General features: G+C 36.4%; 20 protein-coding genes. 12 read left to right on the top strand and 8 right to left on the bottom strand.

Annotated elements, in window-relative coordinates; translation table 11 throughout:
* The first annotated feature begins 13 nt into the window (after positions 1-13).
* The 3 genes from ACG916_RS11015 to trpB all read left to right on the top strand — a co-directional run bounded on the left by ACG916_RS11015 (position 14) and on the right by trpB (position 3,340).
* Positions 14-865: an AAA family ATPase gene (locus ACG916_RS11015; RefSeq protein ID WP_336950737.1), complete on the top strand. Its 852-nt coding sequence runs from the start codon at positions 14-16 to the stop codon at positions 863-865.
* A 15-nt stretch (positions 866-880) separates the two neighbouring features.
* Positions 881-2,068: a vWA domain-containing protein gene (locus ACG916_RS11020; protein WP_419327352.1), complete on the top strand. Its 1,188-nt coding sequence runs from the start codon at positions 881-883 to the stop codon at positions 2,066-2,068.
* A 63-nt stretch (positions 2,069-2,131) separates the two neighbouring features.
* Entirely contained in the window at positions 2,132-3,340 is a 1,209-nt protein-coding gene (gene trpB / locus ACG916_RS11025; protein WP_336950739.1) for a tryptophan synthase subunit beta, read from the top strand.
* A 686-nt stretch (positions 3,341-4,026) separates the two neighbouring features.
* Here trpB and ACG916_RS11030 read toward each other — a convergent pair.
* From ACG916_RS11030 to ACG916_RS11040, 3 genes are all read right to left on the bottom strand, one after another.
* A complete protein-coding gene (locus ACG916_RS11030; protein WP_004822228.1) occupies positions 4,027-4,458 on the bottom strand; it encodes a CBS domain-containing protein in 432 nt (143 codons plus the stop codon).
* Positions 4,459-4,604: 146 nt separating this feature from the next.
* Entirely contained in the window at positions 4,605-4,982 is a 378-nt protein-coding gene (locus ACG916_RS11035) for a DUF2750 domain-containing protein (protein WP_419330492.1), read from the bottom strand.
* A gap of 179 nt (positions 4,983-5,161) precedes the next feature.
* Entirely contained in the window at positions 5,162-5,395 is a 234-nt protein-coding gene (locus ACG916_RS11040) for a hypothetical protein (RefSeq protein WP_004719607.1), read from the bottom strand.
* A 222-nt stretch (positions 5,396-5,617) separates the two neighbouring features.
* Here ACG916_RS11040 and ACG916_RS11045 point away from each other — a divergent pair, with 222 nt between their 5' ends.
* The gene (locus tag ACG916_RS11045) at positions 5,618-5,977 is read left to right on the top strand and encodes a hypothetical protein (RefSeq protein ID WP_419330493.1); all 360 of its coding nucleotides are present in this window, start codon (positions 5,618-5,620) and stop codon (positions 5,975-5,977) included.
* 249 nt (positions 5,978-6,226) lie between these two features.
* Positions 6,227-6,553 (top strand): hypothetical protein, encoded by a 327-nt coding sequence (locus ACG916_RS11050; protein WP_336950742.1) that lies wholly within the window; start codon positions 6,227-6,229, stop codon positions 6,551-6,553.
* Between the two features lie 10 nt (positions 6,554-6,563).
* On the opposite strand, the gene ACG916_RS11055 is transcribed toward ACG916_RS11050, so the two are convergent.
* Both ACG916_RS11055 and ACG916_RS11060 read right to left on the bottom strand, forming a co-directional pair.
* A complete protein-coding gene (locus ACG916_RS11055; RefSeq protein WP_419327351.1) occupies positions 6,564-8,174 on the bottom strand; it encodes a M16 family metallopeptidase in 1,611 nt (536 codons plus the stop codon).
* A gap of 13 nt (positions 8,175-8,187) precedes the next feature.
* Positions 8,188-9,582, bottom strand: coding sequence for a M16 family metallopeptidase (locus ACG916_RS11060; protein ID WP_419327350.1), 1,395 nt, complete (start codon positions 9,580-9,582; stop codon positions 8,188-8,190).
* A 176-nt stretch (positions 9,583-9,758) separates the two neighbouring features.
* Here ACG916_RS11060 and ftsY point away from each other — a divergent pair, with 176 nt between their 5' ends.
* The 5 genes from ftsY to ACG916_RS11085 all read left to right on the top strand — a co-directional run bounded on the left by ftsY (position 9,759) and on the right by ACG916_RS11085 (position 16,383).
* Positions 9,759-10,865, top strand: coding sequence for a signal recognition particle-docking protein FtsY (gene ftsY / locus ACG916_RS11065; RefSeq protein WP_336950744.1), 1,107 nt, complete (start codon positions 9,759-9,761; stop codon positions 10,863-10,865).
* Positions 10,866-11,277: 412 nt separating this feature from the next.
* On the top strand, positions 11,278-11,871 hold the full coding sequence (locus ACG916_RS11070; RefSeq protein WP_004719619.1) for a nitroreductase family protein: 594 nt from the start codon (positions 11,278-11,280) through the stop codon (positions 11,869-11,871).
* A gap of 729 nt (positions 11,872-12,600) precedes the next feature.
* A complete protein-coding gene (locus tag ACG916_RS11075; RefSeq protein WP_336950745.1) occupies positions 12,601-14,763 on the top strand; it encodes a malate synthase G in 2,163 nt (720 codons plus the stop codon).
* Between the two features lie 190 nt (positions 14,764-14,953).
* Positions 14,954-15,574, top strand: a complete 621-nt coding sequence (locus ACG916_RS11080; RefSeq protein ID WP_004719624.1) for a 2OG-Fe(II) oxygenase — start codon at positions 14,954-14,956, stop codon at positions 15,572-15,574.
* A 143-nt stretch (positions 15,575-15,717) separates the two neighbouring features.
* A complete protein-coding gene (locus ACG916_RS11085; RefSeq protein ID WP_336950747.1) occupies positions 15,718-16,383 on the top strand; it encodes an SOS response-associated peptidase family protein in 666 nt (221 codons plus the stop codon).
* Between the two features lie 9 nt (positions 16,384-16,392).
* On the opposite strand, the gene ACG916_RS11090 is transcribed toward ACG916_RS11085, so the two are convergent.
* Entirely contained in the window at positions 16,393-16,857 is a 465-nt protein-coding gene (locus ACG916_RS11090) for a MarR family winged helix-turn-helix transcriptional regulator (protein WP_336950748.1), read from the bottom strand.
* 962 nt (positions 16,858-17,819) lie between these two features.
* Here ACG916_RS11090 and ACG916_RS11095 point away from each other — a divergent pair.
* Entirely contained in the window at positions 17,820-19,361 is a 1,542-nt protein-coding gene (locus ACG916_RS11095; RefSeq protein ID WP_336950749.1) for a TerC family protein, read from the top strand.
* 123 nt (positions 19,362-19,484) lie between these two features.
* Here the strand turns inward: ACG916_RS11095 and ACG916_RS11100 are convergent, their stop codons facing one another.
* On the bottom strand, positions 19,485-20,342 hold the full coding sequence (locus tag ACG916_RS11100; protein ID WP_336950750.1) for an alpha/beta hydrolase family protein: 858 nt from the start codon (positions 20,340-20,342) through the stop codon (positions 19,485-19,487).
* 127 nt (positions 20,343-20,469) lie between these two features.
* On the opposite strand from ACG916_RS11100, the gene ACG916_RS11105 reads away from it, so the two are divergent.
* Positions 20,470-20,928: a hypothetical protein gene (locus tag ACG916_RS11105; RefSeq protein WP_419330495.1), complete on the top strand. Its 459-nt coding sequence runs from the start codon at positions 20,470-20,472 to the stop codon at positions 20,926-20,928.
* Positions 20,929-20,980: 52 nt separating this feature from the next.
* Here ACG916_RS11105 and ACG916_RS11110 read toward each other — a convergent pair whose 3' ends face one another.
* Positions 20,981-21,217 carry a hypothetical protein gene (locus ACG916_RS11110; protein ID WP_336950752.1) on the bottom strand — a complete coding sequence of 79 codons (237 nt, stop codon included), beginning with the start codon at positions 21,215-21,217 and terminating at the stop codon, positions 20,981-20,983.
* Positions 21,218-21,454 lie beyond the last annotated feature (237 nt).

Here is a 21,454-nt window from a genome sequence, read left to right on the forward strand (position 1 = left end):
ATAAAGGTAAGTTATGTCTGTAGATTCTCAACAATTCACAGGTACTGAACAGTATATCGCAACGGATAGTTTAAAACTGGCTGTAAAAGCAGCTCGAGCATTGCAAAAGCCATTATTAGTCAAAGGCGAACCTGGTACAGGTAAAACCTTATTGGCTGAACAAGTTGCTGAGAGTCTAGGTCTTAAATTAATTACTTGGCATATTAAATCTACAACCAAAGCACAGCAAGGTTTGTATGAATATGATGCAGTTTCTCGTTTACGTGATAGCCAGTTGGGTGATGACCGTGTTTACGATATTAAAAACTACATCAAACCAGGTAAGTTGTGGGATGCATTTACCAGCGAAGAGCGCTGTGTATTGTTGATTGATGAAATAGACAAAGCCGATATTGAATTTCCAAATGACTTGCTACATGAATTAGACAAAATGTCATTTTTTGTCTATGAAACAGGTGAGACCATTACTGCAACTCAACGTCCGATTGTGATCATTACTTCAAATAATGAAAAAGAACTGCCAGACGCGTTTTTACGTCGTTGTTTTTTCCATTATATTGAATTTCCTGATGAAGAAACGATGCGTGAAATTATCGCAGTTCATTTTCCTGATATCTCCGGAACACTGGTTTCAGAAGCATTACAAGTCTTCTTTAAATTACGCCAAGTGCCTGGCTTAAAGAAACCTCCTTCAACATCTGAATTAATTGACTGGTTAAGCTTGTTAATGGCAGATGATATGCCTGAAGATATTTTGCGTAATCATGATAAATCAAAAGCGATTCCACCTTTATATGGCGCATTGATTAAAAATGAGCAAGATGTACAGTTGCTTGAACGCTTAGCCTTTATGTCACGTCGTTAATGAGGAGATCGCAACATGTTTGTGCGATTATTTTATACCCTCAGGAAATATGGTGTTCCAGTTTCAACACGTGAACTCATTGATCTCAACCAAGCAATTAGTGAAGGATTAGTTTTTGCCGATCAAGATGATTTTTATCAATTAGTAAAAACAGTCATGGTCAAAGATGAACGCTTCTTTGACAAATTTGACCGTGCCATGAAAGATTATTTTGAAGGTATTCATACTTTTGATATCGATGATCTGCTCAGTAAAGTTCAAAAACTTCCCAAAGACTGGTTTGATTTAGAGTTACGTGAAAAACATTTAACACCAGAACAACGTGCTGAATTGCTGAAAGCAGGTTCGCTTGAAGAACTGATGAAGATGTTGGAAGAGCGCTTGCGTGAACAACACAAAAAACATCAAGGCGGCAACCGTATGGTTGGCACAGGTGGAACTTCACCGTTCGGTGCTTTTGGTGACCATCCTGAAGGCGTGAGAATTGGCGGCCCGAGTCGTAAAAATTCAGCTGTAAAAGTTTGGGAACAGCGTAAGTTTCAAAATTTGGATGATGAACAAATTTTGGGTACTCGACAAATGCAAATGGCTTTACGTCGTTTACGTAAGTTTGCTCGTCAAGGTGCTGCAGAAGAATTAGATATTAACAGCACTATTTATGAAACTGCCAAACAGGGCATTCTAGATGTACAAATGGTGCCTGAACGGCGTAACCGTATTAAAGTTTTGATGTTGTTTGATGTGGGTGGATCGATGGATTCACACATTGCGCAATGTGAAAAACTGTTTAGCGCGGCAAAAACTGAATTTAAAACTTTAGAGTATTTTTATTTCCATAACTGTCTATATGACTATGTGTGGAAAGATAATCATCGTCGTTCGTCTACCCGCATGAATACATGGGATTTATTTAATACCTACGGGAAAGACTATCGTGTAATTGTGGTAGGTGATGCAAGTATGGCACCTTATGAGCTGAAATCGGTTGGTGGTTCTGTCGAATATATGAATGATGAAGCTGGGGATGTATGGTTACGTCGCTTACGCAATCATTTTGAAAAAACAGCATGGTTAAATCCAGAAGAGCAAGGTTACTGGCATTACACGCAAACCATCGCACTTATTAAACAATTATTCGACGATCATATGTTTCCAATGACCCTTAAAGGTATTGAGGATATGACGAAATATTTGTCACGATAAATTATTCTCAAGCAAAGTTGTTATTCATAAATTCAACAGCTAATTTATTAAATAGGGAAAGAAATGGATCATCAAATAAATGGTATTGCATTACCAAATGAACAAGGCTTTTTTGGTGAATATGGTGGTCAATTTATTCCACCTCATTTAAAAGAAGCAATGGATGAAATCAATATTGCATATGAAGAAATTCGTAAAACGCCTGAATTTCAAAATGAATTGGCTGATTTATTTGCCAATTATGTAGGTCGTCCTAGTCCTTTATACCATGCAAGACGCCTTTCTGATCAATTGGGTGGTGCACAAATCTATTTAAAGCGTGAAGACTTAAATCATACAGGCGCACATAAAATTAACCATTGTTTGGGCGAAGCTTTGCTTGCCAAATATATGGGTAAAACCAAAGTAATCGCAGAAACAGGTGCTGGTCAACATGGCGTTGCACTTGCAACAGCGTGTGCTTTGGTCGGTATTCCATGTGAAATTCATATGGGACAGGTGGATATTGAAAAAGAGCATCCCAATGTCGTGAAAATGAAGATTTTAGGTGCAAAACTGGTTTCAGTCACTCAAGGTACTGCAACACTCAAAGATGCTGTAGATAGTGCATTTGAAGAGTATTTAAAAGATCCTAAAAACTTTATTTATGCGATTGGTTCTGTGGTTGGACCGCATCCTTTCCCAAAAATGGTACGTGATTTCCAATCTATTATTGGCAATGAAATTAAAGTTCAAGCCCAAGATCGCTTTGGCGCACAACCTGATTATGTAGTTGCATGTGTAGGCGGTGGCTCAAATGCAATTGGCGCATTCACTGCATTTTTAAATGATGCAGAGGTTAAACTTGTTGGTGTGGAACCAGCAGGTCATGGTCTGGATACTCAACAGCATTCAGCAACATTGACTTTAGGTAAACCAAGTCAGATTCATGGTATGGCATGTTATGTGCTTGAAGATGAACAGGGCGAACCCTTGCCTGTGCACTCGATTGCATCTGGTTTAGATTATCCAGGTGTAGGCCCTCAACATAGCTTTTTAAAAGATTTAGGCCGCGTGGATTACTCTACAGCAACCGATCAAGAGTGTTTAGATGCGTTTATGACCCTTTCACGAATAGAAGGGATTGTTCCTGCATTAGAAAGTTCTCATGCTGTGGCGTGGGCAATTCGCGAAGCGCCTAAATTAGCGAAAGAAATTAAAATTGTTGTAAACCTTTCTGGACGTGGTGACAAAGATGCCGACTATGTTGCTGGAAAGTTAAATCTAAACTGATTAAAAATTGATTTGATCTAAAAACCTAGCATTGGCTAGGTTTTTATTTTGTCGTTAAATTTGAAATTCAGGTTTAGCTTCTACTTAATGAAGTAAATTGTTTATAGCTATATTAATTAAAGACATGCAACTCAAAATAGATGATTATTTGTAATATATTAAAATAAAAAAATTTGATATTTTATAGCTAAACTGTAAAAAACTCAGACATAAGAGTAGAATTTCTATTAATTAATATTCAAATAAATCAATTGCATGAGAAAAATAATTTATTTGAATATAAACACGCTTGCAATGCCACACCATACACTCAAAGCTTAAATGCCTTTGCGTAGGCGATGCCTCACTTTTCGTAGGAGTTGCTAAACTTTGCGCTGCAAACCAAGTAGTGTTTTGTTTCTGCTGATGTTAGGCGAGTGGTACGTCCTTTAGGTCCCTCAACGGAAACATCCTAGTCGCCCCTTAGAAGGATAACCATCTAGGGTTCAAAAATACCCAAAATGAATTGATCCCCCAACAGTTTTTAAAAGTCCATACAAAAAATGTGCTTCATTTCTGATCAATGACTTGATGGAAGTCATTTGTTTGAATAAATAGGCAGTTTTGATTATAACTTAGCTGTTAGTTTTCTAAGCACAAGAAAAAACCCTCCATATGGAGGGAGGGTTGTATTTTTATAATTTAACTTAACCTGAAATATATTGTCTTAACTGTTCAATCAATTTTCTTTGATCTTCCATCGTAGCTTTGACTAAATCGCCAATAGAAACAAACCCAACCAGTGTTTCGCCTTCAATTACAGGTAAATGGCGTAGGTGTCCGTCAGTCATTAAATTTAAACATTCTTCAACGGTATGGCCACGGGTCACAGAAATCACTCTAGAGGTCATAATTTCAGCGACTGTTGTATGGTCAGATGTACGCTGCATAAGCGCAATTTTACGTGTATAGTCGCGTTCAGAAAGAATTCCAACGACCTTTGTATCTTGAGTGACAACCACAGCACCAATACCTTTGTTTGCCATAAGTGTAATGGCTTCTAATACTGTGGCAGAGGGTGAAATCGTATAAATTTCACGACCAATCTTATCTTGGATTACTTGTGCTACTGTCGTCATAATTATTCTTCCTTTTCTAGGGTACTTACCAATCTGCACACCTTTAAATTAACTGTATTTTTTAACTTTGCAAATACTTGGCAGTCATAAAATATAAAGTTTATTTTTTACAACAATTTTAAACCGATAAAAATATATCTTCGCCTTTAAGTCGTTTGAAATTGAACATGACTATGAAAAAAGAAATGTTCCATTTGAGACGTTGAGAGTTTAAATTTTCGAGATGAAGAATTAAACAATGCTGGCATGATATTGAGCCGTGTTAACGTGGGTAACAGCGAGTCTCTAAAATCTTTAGGTGTTATTCTACGTGGGGTGTAGTGGGGCCAATGAGTCTTTGCATACTGATGGGCTTGAACAGCGTTTAGCCAAAAAGGAAAATAAACTTCATTTGAACCAGACTTCATTGCCCAGCCATCATGGTAAAGTCCCCAAAGTACACCACAATACATGAGTGATTTTAAAATAGAAATTTTAATAAACAATTCATTCGAAATGGGCTGAAGATGAATATACTTTTTCATAATTAATAATCTTATTTAGTACATTGCCTATTGTAGTTGAAATTCTTATAAGAACTGTTGGTGCTTTATGCTCAATCGTAAGCATTTATTAAAACAATAAAAAATGTATTGAAAACGTAATGATTTATTAAAAAATAAAAATGATAGGGCAAAAAAAACGCCACCTAAGTGACGTTTTATTATGCTTGCATGGTTGCCATCTTTTGCCAATATTGGGCTTTTAGAGAATCACGTTCAACGCGGAAACCTTGGTAGTAAAGTTCTGCAAGAAACATTGCTGCTTTACCATGGCCAGCCTTCGCCGCATCTTCTAATGCTTTTACTGCTTCTACAAAGTTCATTTCACATTGGATTGTATTTACAGCATCTGCATAAACATGTTCTAAGTCTTGGTGAGAGATCTGATGAATCATATATAACTCCTTATTGTAATTATGATCTTTTAACATAGCTCCCCAACGGAGCTTATACTTAACTAATCTAACTTAACTTTATTAAACTAATATTACAATTAGCCTTGTTTGTCAAGTGATTTGAAATCTATGCTTGACGAAGATAAGATTACATGATTAAACATTAATCAGAAATAATATTTATTAAAATCAATATGAGAATTAAGACAAAGGGAGAGCAAAATGACAAACACTATAGATGGCTTTATTTTTGATGTACCCGCTGCTGAGTCTCAGATCGTAGAATTAGCTCAGTATCACCGTAAACAACTGGATGAGGCAATTTATCATCAAGAAATCCATCTTGGGGATTATTGTTTAGCCCAGCGTAAACGCGTGTACGATTATACCCGAAACTTAAATCCAGTGCAAAAAGCAGGTTTTTACCGAATCTATGATGGCGAATTGAGGCGTCTTGCTGATTATGATGATTTGCACCCTGCGCATGCAGAGGGTGGAGTGAGTATCTTTGCTGTCAGCATTGCATTGGCAATTATCGCGATTATTTTGTATTTCGCATTCTTACGTGCAACGATCCTTTAATTGGTACTAATATTGAAGTGATTCACGAGTTGCTTAACTTTACTCAAGCCCTTTTCTTGAATATGAGAAGAGGGCTTAAACTTTCATCTCTACACGCTATGATATCTATGCTGGGATTATTAAGCGCTGTCGTACTATCTATCAATTTTGATCTTAAAGATCATCTTACAACCGATCTTCAGATGTCTTGAAGAAAGCCCTATATTTTTATGGTCAGGATGATAAACTATCTGTAATTAGAGGTAGTTCATGCAAAAATTCAAAGATTATTTTCAAAAATTATTCTATTCATTCCCTGTGGAAAAAATCTTGAATTGTTTTGTTGCTGTAATCATCGCATTGATGATTTTTCTTGCAATACTGGCTTTAACACGCCCAATTAATCCAAATCAATACAAATATGTTTTGCAATATTCACAACAAGCAAGCAATCCAAAGACACAAAAGATTGCCAATCAATTACGCAGCCAAGATCGTATTTATGTGGTTGAATATTTACGTCTATTACGTGCCTACCATTTTGAAAATCAACAAGTAAAACGATATCCAGCTGTGGATAGTAAAGATCCGCAATAATGGATAATACTTATTTGACTGATTCAGCTTGCGTACGAATAGTTTTTTGAATGATCAAAGTCGGGACATCCGGCATGGTATGCGTATCCATTTGCTGGTTTTGATTTGAACTGGATTGCTCTGGGGTGGTTAAATCAGCCTTCAACATGTCTTTTAACGCATTCTGATCCAGTATCGGTGCAACAACAACCAAAGTGAGACGGTCTGCACGAAGATGTTTTTGAATAGCTTTTTGAACTTGTTTGGTGGTAACTTGACTCAATTGCTTTTGATATTGGGTTAAATAATCCGCAGGAAGTTGATAAAAGCCAATCGATGCGATTTGTGCATTGATATTGGCATTGGAGCTGAAGGTCATTGGGAAAGAACGTAACATGCCTTCCTTAGTTTCTTCGAGCTGTTTTCTTTGTATTGGATTTTTTACAAAATCGCGTAAGGCCTGATGTGTAACTTTGATACTCTCCATCAATTGATTTTGTTCAGTGGAATAACTCAAGCTGAAGAAACCCTGAGCCAATGTGGAGGTCAAATTGCTATAAGCTCCATAGGTATAACCCCGTTTAACTCGAAGTTCTTTCATTAAAATGGAATTAAATCCACTTCCGCCAAACATTTGATTGGCGACTTCTAGTGCAACACGATCTGGATCACTGCGCTGAATCGCCAAGTGTCCCATCATTACGTTGGCTTGGGTTGAGTTAAACGGGATGTAATGGATATTAAAATCATCTTGATCTTGTGGTTCAGGAAGTGCTTGTGCAGCTTCACCTTGGGTGAGGTTTTGACTGATTAAATTGGCCAGTTGAGTTGCATCGGCTGAAGTTAAATTACCAGTAATAGCAATATTCATGTTTTGGGCAACAAGCAGTTTTTGTCGATACGCTCTAAGTAGTTCTGGAGTAATTTTTTTTAGGCTCCCATTGGTGCCAACAGTGGGCTCGGCATAAGGATGTTGTCCATACAGAGCACGATAAAAGCGAATATTCATAATCCGACTTGGATTTTCTTGAATTTGCTTCTGCCCAACTTTGGTATTGTTTAATACAAGATTTAAACCCGATGGATTAAATTGTGCATGATTAAGCACATGTAGCATGGTATTGATGGCAGGGTTTAATTTTTCAGGATCTGATAAGACCCGAAGTCGGACGACAAACATATCACGGTACGCCGTAACACTAAATTGAGCACCTAATCCTTCAAATGTTGACGCAATTTGTTTTGCTGTATATTGATCTGTCCCTTCAGTGATCAGTTTGGCTGCCATATTTGCCATACCATACAAGCCTTTTCCTAGTGCTTCATCTTGTGACGAACCTGCATTAAAGGTGAGTTGAATATCCACAATAGGCAGGTCGGTGGCTGAAACAAAAAGTGTCCTGACTTTTTGGTTGTTGGAGAGGTCTTGAACAAATGGCGCTTGGTACTGTTGATGTTTATCTAAATTTTTTAAGCTTTGTAAGGTCGAATTTGCTTTAAGTGTTGAATCATCTACAACAACCTCCGTTTCATCATGATTGTCTAATTCAACCTCCGCATAGTTAAGGGGGGAGTAGAGTAAGCTGATGAACACAAACAAGGGTATTTTTATCGAATAGGTCGAGAATGGATTAAAATTCATGAGAGATCCTTTTTTATTCTTTTGTACTTTCAGGCATTAAATACAAACTACTCAGATTGGCTTTGACAAAATAAATATTGGCAATTCGTTGTAAATCTTGTGGTGTCACTTTGTCATAATGTTTAGGTAATTCATCCATTAAACGAAAACTTAGGCCATTTACTTCCAAATTCCCAATCATATTGGCTTGTCCACCAATATCATCCTGACTATAGATTAAATTTGAAACGAAGTTGTTTTTGACACGATCGAGTTCAGCTTGATTGACCAATTCTGTTTTAAATAAATTCATCTCTTTTTCAATCGCTTTTTGTGCCTCATCCAGAGAAACATCATCACTTGGGATCGCGGAGATCATAAATAAACTGTCGCCACGATTATAGGGGTCATAACTGACACTGATTGCGGTCAGCACTTTCTTATCTCGAATCAGACGGTCTTGTAAACGAGCGGAGATTCCGCCATCCAGTAAGGACTGGATAATGGTTAGTGCGTAGGCATCTTGTGGGTTTTTTGCTGTGGCAATGGATTTGACATTCCAAGCCATAAATAAGTTGGGCACTTGTACTGGCAACTGCACTTCCATATGCCGATACCCCATTCGGTCAAACTCTAAAACATCATTACGGTCAGGAAGTTCCTTTTTGGGAATTGCTGCAAAATATTTTTCAACTTGTTTAAGTGCCTGTTCTGCATTGACATCTCCTACAATGACTAAAGTCGCATTATTGGGCGTGTACCATGTTTGATACCAATGTTTAAGATCATCCAGACGAATATTCTGTAGGTTTTTCATAAAGCCAATCACAGGTTGACGGTGGTGACTGGTTGGATAGGCGATCCATTTAAAACGTTCGTAGGCTAGATTTCGTGGATTATCATCTGTCCGTTGTCGTCTTTCCTCCATAACCACTTTGATTTCAGGATCAAAGTCTTGTTGTTTGAGGACCAGATTTGTCATACGGTCTGCTTCAAGTTCCAAAGCCAATGGAAAATACTTCTTGGGGTAAAGCTGATAATAGTTGGTGTAATTTGTATATGTGGCAGCGTTGGTGCGGCCACCATAAATACGACTTAAACGTGCAAACTCATCATCTGGAACCTTTTTAGTTCCTTTAAACATCATATGTTCAAGTACATGGGAAATACCAAGCACATTACCAGACTCATCACTACTGCCAACACCATACCAAATTTGAGTCATGACAATTGGAGAGCGATGATCTTCTCTGATAATCACTTTTAAACCATTTTTAAGTGTGGTTTCGAAAGTAGTCCTTGAAAGTTGGCTTTGAGGTGCTGCCTGAAGTTGAGTATTTATCGTGCTTAATGATAAAAAGAAGATTGGCGCAATGATAACTTTGGATTGTCTAAGAAGATTAAAGAATCTAGATTTCAGAATATACACAGATAACCCAAAAAATTATTTTAAATTTAGAACTATTCTTAAAAAATTAATGATTTAAAGCAAGGTTAGAATGTTGCATTTTGGTTTGCTTGTTTTATCGCTGCTTTAACTCTAAAAATGATGCAATCTATGCTAAACTCATTCTTTTTTAACGCTATGCTTTTCAAGGAATCGGCATGCAAGAACAGCAAAATAAATTCTTGATTGATGCGGATATCGGGGATGACGATGTCACATTACCTAGTTTACCAGCCGTCAATGTGCCTATTATTGAAAATAATGTAGAAACACCTAAAGCGGAACCTATTCAAACTGAAAGCCAAGCCGCACAGATTGAATCAGCTGATGAAAAATCCAAAGGTGGCTTTTTTAGTCGCATGAAAGAAGGTTTGACCAAATCGCGTAAAAGCCTTGCCGATGGTATGGTTAATATCCTGATTGGTGGTAAAGAAATTGATGATGAGTTGCTTGAAGAGGTAGAAGAGCAACTTTTGGTTGCTGATATCGGGGTAGAGGCGACTAAAACCATTATTACGAACTTGACTGAGCGTACGGAACGTGGTGATTTAATTTACTCACATTCATTGTATAAAGCGCTACAAGAAGAGCTAGTTGCTTTACTTGCGCCTCGTGTAAAACCATTGCATATCGATCCCAATAAAAATCCATTTGTGATTTTAGTGGTGGGTGTAAATGGTGTAGGTAAAACAACCACGATTGGTAAATTAGCCAAACGTTTACAAGGCGAAGGCAAGAAAGTCATGCTTGCAGCAGGAGATACCTTCCGTGCAGCAGCAACTGAACAACTTCAAATCTGGGGTGAACGTAACAATATTGCTGTCGTGGCTCAAGGCCATGGTGCAGATAGTGCTTCAGTCATTTTTGATGCCTTTGAAAGTGCTCGTGCCAAAGGTGTGGATGTTTTAATTGCCGATACAGCAGGGCGTTTGCATAACAAAAGTAACTTGATGTCTGAATTGACCAAAGTAAAACGTGTTATGCAAAAAATTGATGCAACTGCGCCACATGAAGTGATGTTGGTGGTGGATGCTGGTACTGGTCAAAATGCGATTAACCAAGTTGAAATGTTTGATGAAGCTGTAGGTTTAACTGGTTTAACCATTACCAAATTAGATGGAACTGCAAAGGGTGGTGTGTTGTTTAATATTGCCAGCCGTACCCATGTACCAATTCGATATATTGGTGTCGGGGAAAAGATAGATGATTTACGTCCATTCTCTGCAAAATCGTTTGTCGCAGCATTATTTGAAACAGATAAGTAATTTAGAAAACTATTTATCTTCAATGAGACTCCGCTTTATGCGGAGTTTTTTATTTTTTTAAGACTGGGGCTCTTGATAGTATGTTATTGGAAGAAGGCATTATAAGAATGTCATTGAGTTGTATTTTAATATTATGTCTAGAATCGTATGTCGAAATTTGCATATTTTTACCACAAAATAAGTAATGAAAAGCCCATAGAAAATTTGACATATTCTTATCGTTTTAAAGTACAAAGTACCTTAAAAAGGGGTTACAGAAACACAATGGCATTTTAAAAGACCCAATTTCACATATTGTTCTAAATATAGAACACATTGTTATGTATATAAGCATGACGAAACTAAGAATGATGCAATACACTCAAACCATGTTAAATAACACGACCCATTTGGTCATAGAAGGATTAACACCATGTCATTTTTAAATCAAATCAAACAACGCCGTACAATTTATGCAATTGGTAGAGATTTAAGCTTAGACCAAGCGAAAATTGAAGAAATCATCAAAGATGCAATCAAGCATAGCCCATCTTCATTTAACTCACAGTCTTCTCGTGCTGTGATTTTATTTGGTGATTCACATGTTAAATTCTGGACAATCGTTTTAGAAACTTTACGTAAAATCGTTCCAGCTGAAGCATTTGAAGGAACTTCGGGTAAGATTAACAGCTTTATCGCTGGTGCTGGTTCAGTGTTGTTTTATGAAGATTTAAGTGTGATTAAAGCTTTACAAGAACAATTCCCATTATATGCAGACAATTTCCCAGTATGGTCTGAGCATTCAACAGGTATTGCTCAATTTGCAACTTGGACTGCATTGGCTGAAGCGGGTATAGGTGCTTCTTTACAACACTATAATCCAATCGTAGATGAAGAAGTGGCAGCAACATTTGATGTACCTGCAGACTGGAAACTTCGCGCACAATTAGTATTTGGTTCAATCGAAGCACCAGCGGGCGAAAAAACATTTATTGATGATGCAACACGTTTTAAAACTTTTAATTAAGTGAAGCATTTAGTTTTAAGTTGAGGTCTATCTCTTATTTAGCTTAGACCTTGCTATTCCAGAAACCTGTTTAGAATGAAAATTTTAAACAGGTTTTTTATGTGTAGCACTTTATCCGTGCTTGTCGCCAGATAATAGATAGACGCTGTATGATTAAAAGAGACAAATGTGTTTGCACAGCCACGTATTAGAATGAAACTTTAAATTTAATTTGTGTAGGGGATACCCCAGCTACACCTTGTAGGATTAAATAATGTAAAAAAGCATAAGTGCTTTAAAAAATTATGTGATTCCACCTTGTTGCTAAAGATTCTAATCATCTAAATTGAAACAATAAGATGAGATTTGAACAAACAGAAAAAAATATAAGTGAGTCGAACAATTCTTTACACAGAATTATGGATTGGTTTTATCGACATTTAGCGCTATTCATGGCTTAATCTTTGCTCAAGGAATAAAAGTGTATAAAAAATGGAGAAATTAGGGTTGATTCAGCACTTTGGTCTAATTTAGACATTTTAAAAAATTTATACACTGTTAAAAAGCGATTTAAGTTGATGATTTAGTTGATGGTGTTGCTGTATTTTTGATCGTTATTTTTTAAGTTAATATAGCTATTTTTTTAATTAAAATGATCACTATTTAGCAATGTGATAGTACTATTCAGCATGGTTTAAATCGGTATACTAGAAACTCTTGTTATAAAAAGTAGCAATATCAGGAAAGACAATGACTGCACGTATTCAAAAAGGCAAGTTAGCGATTGCTAAAGAACTTTACGATTTCATCGAAAATGAAGCACTACCAGGTTCTGGTTTAGATAGTGAAACATACTGGAAAAACTTTGAGCAAGTTGTTGTCGATCTTAGTCCTAAGAATAAGGCGCTTTTAGCGAAGCGTGACGAGATTCAGGCTAAAATTGATGAATGGCACCGCAACAATAAATTTGAACTTCAAGCTTATAAAGCTTTCCTAAAAGAAATTGGCTACTTATTACCAGAAGTAGAAGATTTTCAAATCAGTACAGAAAATGTAGATGAAGAAATCGCATTATTGGCTGGTTCGCAATTGGTGGTACCTGTGCGGAATGCACGTTATTGCTTAAATGCGGCAAATGCGCGTTGGGGTTCTTTATACGATGCACTTTACGGTTTTGACGTGATATCTGAAGAAGGTGGCGCAGAAAAAGGTAAAGGCTATAACCCAGTTCGTGGCGATAAAGTTATCGCATTTGCAAAGAATTTCTTAAATGAAACATTCCCATTGGCGAATGGTTCACATGCAGATGCAACAAAATATGCTGTTGAGGGCAAAAAACTTGTTGTCACACTCAAAGATGGTTCAACCTCGACTTTGGCGAAAGAATCACAATTTGTCGGTTTCAATGGTGACGAATCTGCACCCGTTGAAATTGTACTTTTAAATAATGGCTTACACGTTGTTATTGAAATTGATGCAAATAGCCCAGTAGGCAAAACTGATGCAGCGGGTGTAAAAGATCTTGTTTTAGAAGCTGCTGTTACCACGATTCAAGATTTAGAAGATTCGATTGCTGCTGTAGATGCAGAAGAGAAAGTAGAAGGCTACCGTAACTGGTTAGGTCTAATGAAAGGTACGCTTGAAGAATCAATTGAGAAGAACGGTAAAACCGTTACGCGTACATTAAATAAAGATCGTACGCATAAGAACTTGATTGGTGGTGAAACAACACTTCATGGTCGTTCATTGATGCTTCTTCGTAACGTTGGTCATTTAATGACAAACCCTGCAATCCTTGTAGATGGTGCTGAAATCTACGAGGGTATTATGGATGCTTTAATCACACCATTACTGACTTTCGCAGACATCAAAGGTCAAAACGAAAACAAAAACTCACGTAAAGGGTCAATGTATATCGTTAAACCAAAAATGCATGGTCCAGAAGAAGTTGCATTTGCTGTCGAATTGTTTGAACGTGCTGAACAAGCGCTTGGTTTACCAGCGAAAACTTTGAAAATCGGGATTATGGATGAAGAGCGCCGTACATCTGTAAACTTGAAAAACTGTATTGCACAAGCAAAAGACCGTACAATTTTCATCAATACTGGTTTCATGGATCGTACAGGTGATGAAATTCATACCTTTATGGAAGCAGGTCCGTTCGTTCGTAAAGGCGAAGTGAAAAGCCAAATTTGGTTCCCAGCTTATGAAAACCGTAATGTTATGGTGGGTCTACAAGCAGGTTTACGTGGCAAAGCGCAGATTGGTAAAGGTATGTGGCCTAAACCTGACATGCTTTTAGACATGTATAAAACCAAAATTGAACATCCTGAAGCGGGTGCGAGCTGTGCATGGGTTCCTTCACCATCAGGTGCAGTGATTCACGCGATTCATTATCACCAATGTAATGTCTCAGCACGCCAACAAGAGTTATTGAAAACTGAAGCACTTCCGTTAGATGACTTGTTGACACCGCCTTTAGCGACAGATACAAACTGGACTGAAGAAGAGAAGACCAAAGAACTTGAAAATAACCTTCAAGGGATCTTGGGTTATGTTGTTCGTTGGGTTGATTTAGGTGTAGGTTGTTCTAAAGTGCCAGACATTAACAATGTCGGTTTAATGGAAGACCGTGCAACTTTGCGTATTTCTTCTCAACACGTTGCAAACTGGTTGCGTCATGGGATTGTGACTAAAGCGCAAGTTGAAGAAGTTATGCAGCGTATGGCGAAAATTGTTGATGAACAAAATGCCAACGATCCTGAATATAGCAACATGGCGCCTGGTTTTGATGGTTATGCATATAAAGCTGCTTATGATTTAGTATTCAAAGGTGGTGAACAACCGTCTGGCTATACTGAGCCATTATTACATGCATATCGCTTAAAGTTAAAAGGTTATACAGGCGATTAATTTTATCGTCTAATTTATTTTGTTTGATTATCAACAAAGCCTCTTCGGGGGCTTTATTCTTTTTATTGTTTATTTTAACTGTTGCTATGCTTCCATATATAAAATTTGTAGACGTGACTTTGAGTTTTAAGCCAATGATATAAAATCTCTGATACAATTTAAGGGAATTAATCATTAAGCTGAATTATAAATGACATCAATTCTGAAATTAGATGCGTTGAAGAATGCTGAAGTTGCGAGTACGCCATATCCGTATTTTGTAGTTGAAAATGCTTTGGCAGATAGTGAAGTCCAGGCAGTAATCCAAGACTTTCCTAAAATTGAACAAGGCGGAAGCTTTAACATCGAAGATGTAGAAATCAAGCCTAATTTTGATCGCTTTCTAAAATCATTGGATACACCAGAATTTCGTCAAATTTTAACAGATAAATTTGATGTCAACGTTATGGAACATCCGATGATGATTACTTTACGTGGCTACTCTCGTCAAAAAGATGGCCGGATTCACAGTGATTCAAAAAGCAAATTGTTGACGGTTTTAATCTATTTAAATGAATCTTGGGATGCGCCGAATGGACGTTTACGTATTCTCAATGACGATAAAGACATCAATAACTATGTGACAGAAATCAATGCAGGACCAGGTTCACTGGTTGCATTTAAAGTGACTGATAATGGTTGGCATGGCTATATTCCTTATGAAGGGCAACGCCAATCCATTCAAATTAATTTTTTGACTAGCGAAAAAGCCAATGCAAAACATAAGTTTTTTCATGGTTTAAGCGCCAAAGTGAAAAAGATTTTTGGATAAAAGCAATGAGGGTAAACTTCGGTTTATCCTCAATTGAAATTGTGAACTGTTTCAATTTTTTATCAATGTCTAATGTTGTTATCAATAGATAGCGCGATAGATAAATTCAACAATTATAAGTCAGTATCTTAAATCTTATTATCATGTGTGCTAATTTTAAACCGATCAGCTTAATACAAGTTCAGCAGCTTGGCTTGCCTGCAGTTCCTTTCCCGTATGAAGAAGAAATATTTCCCAGCTTTCAAACGCCGTTGCTATTTAAATCCAATCAAGGGATTGAATGGCGTTTAGTCAACTTTGGTTTAGTGCCAAAATGGGCTGAGGATAAAGATGTTGCAAAACATACATATAATGCAAGAAATGAAACTCTGATGGAAAAACGCAGTTTTGTCGAGGCTTTTAGCAAGTGCCAATTTGGTGTGATCGCCGTGACAGAGTTCTATGAATCCAAATATATCAATGGTCGACCACAACGATGGGGTGTACGGCGTAAAGATGGTCAGGCTTTTTATATTGCTGCACTTTATGAGATTACTCGATTAAAAACTGGTGAAGTTGTTCGTTCAGCCGCCATGATTAGTATGGATGCCCACCTGCATCCGATGATGAGTGAGTTTCATGAACCTCGAACAGACAAACGTTCGGTGGTAGTTATTCCACATCATCGACTTGATGAATGGTTGGGCTTACCGCAGCCCAATATTTTGAGTTTTATCGAAGGGTTCCCTGTGGCTGAGTTTGAGTGTTTTTATTGCCCCAAAAGATCGAATAACAAAAACTCGCCACAGTTGAACATCTTCGATGAATAGCCTTAAATATTAATGTGCAAGGTTCTTAAAAATAATTTTTAAGTTTTCCATGGTTTTTTCAATTTGAAGTGGCGTTAGACCTTCAAATGACTTTTCAAGTACAACACTCATTAAGTCATTTATTTTTTGCGTCATTTGTTGTCCAGCTTCTGTTAAATGTACTCTTGTGATACGCGCATCATTTTCACACGAGTAAGTATCAACAAATCCTTCCTCTTTTAAGCGATAAACAATTTTAGTTATCGTCGACATTTTTGAAACGATCATTTCTGAGAGCTCAGAGACACTTGCATCTGGTTTGGCTTCTAATGCAACCAACAATCGTCGTCTAGAATGGTCTACCCCATACTTTTTAAGTACGTGATCTAAATTTAAAACATACTGCGAATGTACTTGAGTGATCCAGTAGTATGGGAAATTTTCGATATTAAAATTTTCAGCTGCAGGTAAAAATTTTGCATATTTTTTAGTCATTTAAGGGTCCCTGTTTTTGTAATTATTGCCATATCTTAAGCGGTAATCATATTTTACTTTGAATACTTGAATCAATATGTGATAGATCACTTAAAGAAAAAAACAAGTAAAATCGACGAAATGTAAATTTTGCTTGAACTAAACTTAAGTTAAAGTATTTAGTAAAGGCATTGTACGACTGTCTATAGATAGATGGAAATCAGTAATACTTTGCGAAAACTTAGTCGCTTCTTCATGCAATTTAGAATGAATATAATTCATTCTCTAGTGTCGCCGTGGAATAGAAAGTTTTAAACCAACCCCAAAGGCAGATTTTATTAAATGTTAATGAAAGTCCTTGTGTCATAGTACGATCCTAAGTATTTCAGCTTGCCTAATTATGAAAATTACCAAGAAGATGTTGTTAAAAGCAAGCTCATTAGTTAAAAAAAATAACATCTTATGTTATTTTAACTGAAAAATAAAAGAAATCAACTTCGCTTAGCTCTAAATATTTTTTTTTGTTAAAATTTATTATATAAATTTATCAATTTTTTACTCCGTTAGTTGCCCTTATATCTAATTGAAAATAATTGATTAAATATAGTTATGATTAATATAGTCTACTAATTTAAAGGCTTCTACAAACATAGTTATACGTAATTTTTTACGAAAATACCAATGACATTTCTGTAATATTGATTGAAAAATAATTTGAATATGATGTATCGATATCTGTTAAAGACTATATTTGTAAAATGATGATTAGAAATACAGGAAATTTGCAGGTATCAGTCGGCTATACATATATATAAACTTAAATAAATGTAAATTTTTTATGAAAAATAATTACAAGCCTAAGATATTGTGCATAATTATAGCAATTTAGTTGAAAAGGTATCATTCATGGATCCGTCGTCTTGTAGGTCGAATTTATTTTTCTCCAATTTATATATTTATAATAATAAGCAGGAGATCTAATAATGGAATTTTTATTAGACCCTGGAATTTGGGTTGGTCTTTTAACCCTAATAGTTTTAGAAATTGTACTGGGTATTGATAACTTAGTTTTTATTGCCATTCTTGCAGATAAACTTCCTCCTGAACAAAGAGATAAAGCACGTATCATCGGCTTATCTCTAGCATTAATAATGCGTTTAGGTTTACTGTCTATTATTTCTTGGTTAGTGACATTAACTAAACCTCTGATTGAAATTGGTGGTCTCTCTTTCTCAGGACGGGATTTAATTCTATTATTTGGCGGGTTATTCCTCGTCTATAAAGCTGTCACTGAACTGCATGAAAAAATAGAGGGTAAGCCCGAGGTTAAAAGTTCAGGGGCTGTCGTTTATGCAAGCTTTTGGGCTGTTGTTGCCCAAATCATTGTTTTAGATGCTGTATTCTCTCTCGATTCAGTGATTACTGCGATTGGCATGGTCGATAATATTTACGTAATGATGGCAGCAGTAACAATTGCTGTTATTGTGATGCTGATTGCTTCTAAGCCATTAACATCTTTTGTCAATAAGCATCCTACTGTCGTGATTCTGTGCTTAAGCTTTTTATTATTGATTGGTGTGAGCTTAATTGCTGAAGGTTTTGGTTTCCATATTCCAAAAGGTTATATTTATTCGGGTATTGGTGTAGCTATTTTAATAGAAGCTTTTAACCAGTTTTCTAGCCGCAATGTTGAAAAACATCAGTCGAAAACACCATTGCGTCATCGTACTGCTGACTCAATTTTGAAATTGATGGGAAGCAAACTTGATGCAGATTTATTACAAAACCCTGAGACTTTAGCAGCACAAAAAGCCTTTGGTGATGAAGAGCGTTATATGGTCGGTGGAGTGTTAACGCTTGCAGAACGTTCAGTTGCATCAATCATGACCCCTAGAAATCAAATATCTTGGATTAATCTTGAGGATGATGCAGAGAGTATTCGTCAGCAAATTTTGGCTGTACCGCATAGTTTATTTCCTGTGTGTCGTGGACAATTAGATAAAGTGGTTACGGTTGTACGCGCTAAAGAGTTAATTGATGTACTGGATGAACCAGAGCAATTACAAGCCTTGCTTAAACGTAGTCGTCCGATTTTTATTTTTGAAAAAATGAAAGTGATTGATGCTATTCATACTTTAAGAACGTCTAAGGGTTCTTTAGTCTTGGTGAGTAATGAATTTGGTAATATCCAGGGTTTGATTTCTCCATTGGATGTGTTTGAAGCAATTGCTGGTGAATTCCCTGATGCAGATGAGCAGTTGGAATTAATTAAACTGGATGATACGACCTGGAAAGCCTCTGGCATGCTGGATTTGTATCAACTTGAGCTGGAACTTGGTATGTTGGATCTAGTTCAGGAAGACTCAGGCTATTTTAGCGTGGCAGGTTTGATTTTAGATAAAACCCAAGGCGAAGCAAAAGTAGGCACTCAGATTGAACAAGAGGGCATTTGGTTTGAAGTCATCGAAATGGATGAAAATCGGATCAAAACGGTAAAAATTACCCGTCCAGAGCAATTTTCGTAACTGTTTTGTGATTAAATCGTAAGCAGATATAAAAGACTAAAAAATGCCTCATTAATGAGGCATTTTTTTGAATAAAAAGAGCACTTAGATAGGATTACTTATCTAAGTACTTAAAACTAAAAATTAATTAAAAATATTTTTTGTCATAATTGGCCATAAATTTTGATGTGACTTCCTAAACATTAACATATGACCAATGGCTTTATGACCTGTATCTTTCGGTTTAAGCTCTATCATTTCAGTGGGGGCTTCTGGATACAAACGAAGTAGGTCTTTGACATTGGCTTCAGTGGCGATCTCATCGTCCGATGACCAATACACCGTAATTGGGCATTGAATTTCGTTGTGATAGTCCTCGAAAATAGTTTTACCTATAGCGTTCATCACATAACCGGGTTTACTGCAAAATTCCGCCCATTGTTTTGCAACATTTTTGGGTAAATTTTCTCCCATTCCTAAAAACTTAGTAGCACCATAGCCTTTGACTAAACTTGAAATAGGAAAGATCATGTTAAACATGACAGGTGCCATACGTTTGGTTCTCCCTTTAAGTCCTTTTACATGTCCTGTAGAGCCTGAAATTGCAATCACTTGAGCTACTTTCTTGTAGTTGGAAACAATGCCTAGTAATTGCCCCCCAGCACTATGACCTAAGAGTATGACTTGTTCTTTGCCTGTCTTATTCAGCAAAGTTTCAATAGCAGCAGGAATATCCAGTTGTCCCCAATCTTGGATACTTGCTGTGGACTGACGAATAGGACCATGTAAGGAGTCACCTATACCACGGAAATCGAAAACCAGTACATCTGAACCTTGTTGAGCAAGCCACTCTATAAAGTGATGATAAAAGCTCTGAGTAATACCTGTGGCAGGACAAACCAAAATAGGCAAACGATTAGTTGATTGTTTTGCCGGATAAAAACGTGCAGTTAAGCTATAGCTATCTGCACAAGTTATGGTTAAATTTTCAAATGTATTCATAACAATTCTATGAGTATGCTTTAATGATTACTTTACACAAGTTCCAAAAAGAAACTTGTTAAAAGTATGACTTCTGAGTCAAATGCAATAAAAAATATTTTAAGTAATTGGAATAAAGGTGTTTTAAATGGATTTTGTGAGTTTGGATTTGTCGGTAAAGTTAGCGTTAATATTTAGTGGAATTTATCTATGGGTAGGCATGTTGACAGGCGTTTGGAAGTATTACCAAATCAGCCGTTCAGAAATTGCCCGAGCGCATTATTATGTTGATATCGCACATCGCAGTAGTTTGCTTTATGCTCCAGCCACTTTGATTTTAGCGGTGATGGCCTATTGTTCAAGCTGGACTGAAACAATAAATTTGATATTTGTTTTGGTCAATTTATTCTTTTTTAGTTTTTCAACCGCCAGTTATGTTTTGCATGGTTTCTTGAAAGATACGACCAACCAATTTAAGCAACCACATCAATTAGGAACAGTGCAATTACCGAAAATATTGTTACGTATAGCAATGCTATTGTTGGTGTTAGGGGAGATTGTTGCGACTGGTGGATTATTACTTGGAATGTTTATTACTTTATTTTAATAGTTAATTTTTATAATTTTCTTATTTAAGATGGATGCATGGCATCCATCTTTTATTCTGTAATCTTCGCAAGTTTACGAGATTTATGGTCGACTACATCCCAAACATAGAAGGCAGCAGAAACGACTAATGCATAGGCAAAAAATTCAGGTTTTAAATTTCCTTGAATGAGTCCATGAATTAATAGTGTCATTAAAAGTGCAAGCGTTGTACTTAGATAGATGACCAGTTTCGTATTTGTCTTCAAAGAATTAATGAAGACTTGCTTATTGAAATGTATTGATAACATCTCCATCCCTCCTGTCTGCTCGACAAAAACCACATTGTTTTAGTCTGGATTGGTTTATTCAGTTGTACCATATCTAATAATTATTTCAAGAGCAAATACCTCTATTATTCAAAATAATTATGACATATTTATTACAAGTGATGATTATTTTATAAAAAATGAAAATATGTGTAATTTTTTTGATAAATGGCGTAATAGTTGTTGAAGTAGTGTGAGCTAGTTATCAAAATAAAATAC

Origin of the sequence: Acinetobacter legionensis, assembly GCF_048552295.1 — a bacterium.
GTDB lineage: Bacteria > Pseudomonadota > Gammaproteobacteria > Pseudomonadales > Moraxellaceae > Acinetobacter.

What these genes read in the sequence shown, in the direction of transcription:
- ACG916_RS11015 (WP_336950737.1), top strand. Translation starts at nt 14, where the DNA reads ATGTCTGTAGATTCTCAACAATTCACAGGTACTGAACAGTATATCGCA.
- ACG916_RS11020 (WP_419327352.1), top strand. Translation starts at nt 881, where the DNA reads ATGTTTGTGCGATTATTTTATACCCTCAGGAAATATGGTGTTCCAGTT.
- trpB (WP_336950739.1), top strand. Translation starts at nt 2,132, where the DNA reads ATGGATCATCAAATAAATGGTATTGCATTACCAAATGAACAAGGCTTT.
- ACG916_RS11030 (WP_004822228.1), bottom strand. Translation starts at nt 4,458, where the DNA reads ATGACGACAGTAGCACAAGTAATCCAAGATAAGATTGGTCGTGAAATT.
- ACG916_RS11035 (WP_419330492.1), bottom strand. Translation starts at nt 4,982, where the DNA reads ATGAAAAAGTATATTCATCTTCAGCCCATTTCGAATGAATTGTTTATT.
- ACG916_RS11040 (WP_004719607.1), bottom strand. Translation starts at nt 5,395, where the DNA reads ATGATTCATCAGATCTCTCACCAAGACTTAGAACATGTTTATGCAGAT.
- ACG916_RS11045 (WP_419330493.1), top strand. Translation starts at nt 5,618, where the DNA reads ATGACAAACACTATAGATGGCTTTATTTTTGATGTACCCGCTGCTGAG.
- ACG916_RS11050 (WP_336950742.1), top strand. Translation starts at nt 6,227, where the DNA reads ATGCAAAAATTCAAAGATTATTTTCAAAAATTATTCTATTCATTCCCT.
- ACG916_RS11055 (WP_419327351.1), bottom strand. Translation starts at nt 8,174, where the DNA reads ATGAATTTTAATCCATTCTCGACCTATTCGATAAAAATACCCTTGTTT.
- ftsY (WP_336950744.1), top strand. Translation starts at nt 9,759, where the DNA reads ATGCAAGAACAGCAAAATAAATTCTTGATTGATGCGGATATCGGGGAT.
- ACG916_RS11070 (WP_004719619.1), top strand. Translation starts at nt 11,278, where the DNA reads ATGTCATTTTTAAATCAAATCAAACAACGCCGTACAATTTATGCAATT.
- ACG916_RS11075 (WP_336950745.1), top strand. Translation starts at nt 12,601, where the DNA reads ATGACTGCACGTATTCAAAAAGGCAAGTTAGCGATTGCTAAAGAACTT.
- ACG916_RS11080 (WP_004719624.1), top strand. Translation starts at nt 14,954, where the DNA reads ATGACATCAATTCTGAAATTAGATGCGTTGAAGAATGCTGAAGTTGCG.
- ACG916_RS11085 (WP_336950747.1), top strand. Translation starts at nt 15,718, where the DNA reads ATGTGTGCTAATTTTAAACCGATCAGCTTAATACAAGTTCAGCAGCTT.
- ACG916_RS11090 (WP_336950748.1), bottom strand. Translation starts at nt 16,857, where the DNA reads ATGACTAAAAAATATGCAAAATTTTTACCTGCAGCTGAAAATTTTAAT.
- ACG916_RS11095 (WP_336950749.1), top strand. Translation starts at nt 17,820, where the DNA reads ATGGAATTTTTATTAGACCCTGGAATTTGGGTTGGTCTTTTAACCCTA.
- ACG916_RS11100 (WP_336950750.1), bottom strand. Translation starts at nt 20,342, where the DNA reads ATGAATACATTTGAAAATTTAACCATAACTTGTGCAGATAGCTATAGC.
- ACG916_RS11105 (WP_419330495.1), top strand. Translation starts at nt 20,470, where the DNA reads ATGGATTTTGTGAGTTTGGATTTGTCGGTAAAGTTAGCGTTAATATTT.
- ACG916_RS11110 (WP_336950752.1), bottom strand. Translation starts at nt 21,217, where the DNA reads ATGTTATCAATACATTTCAATAAGCAAGTCTTCATTAATTCTTTGAAG.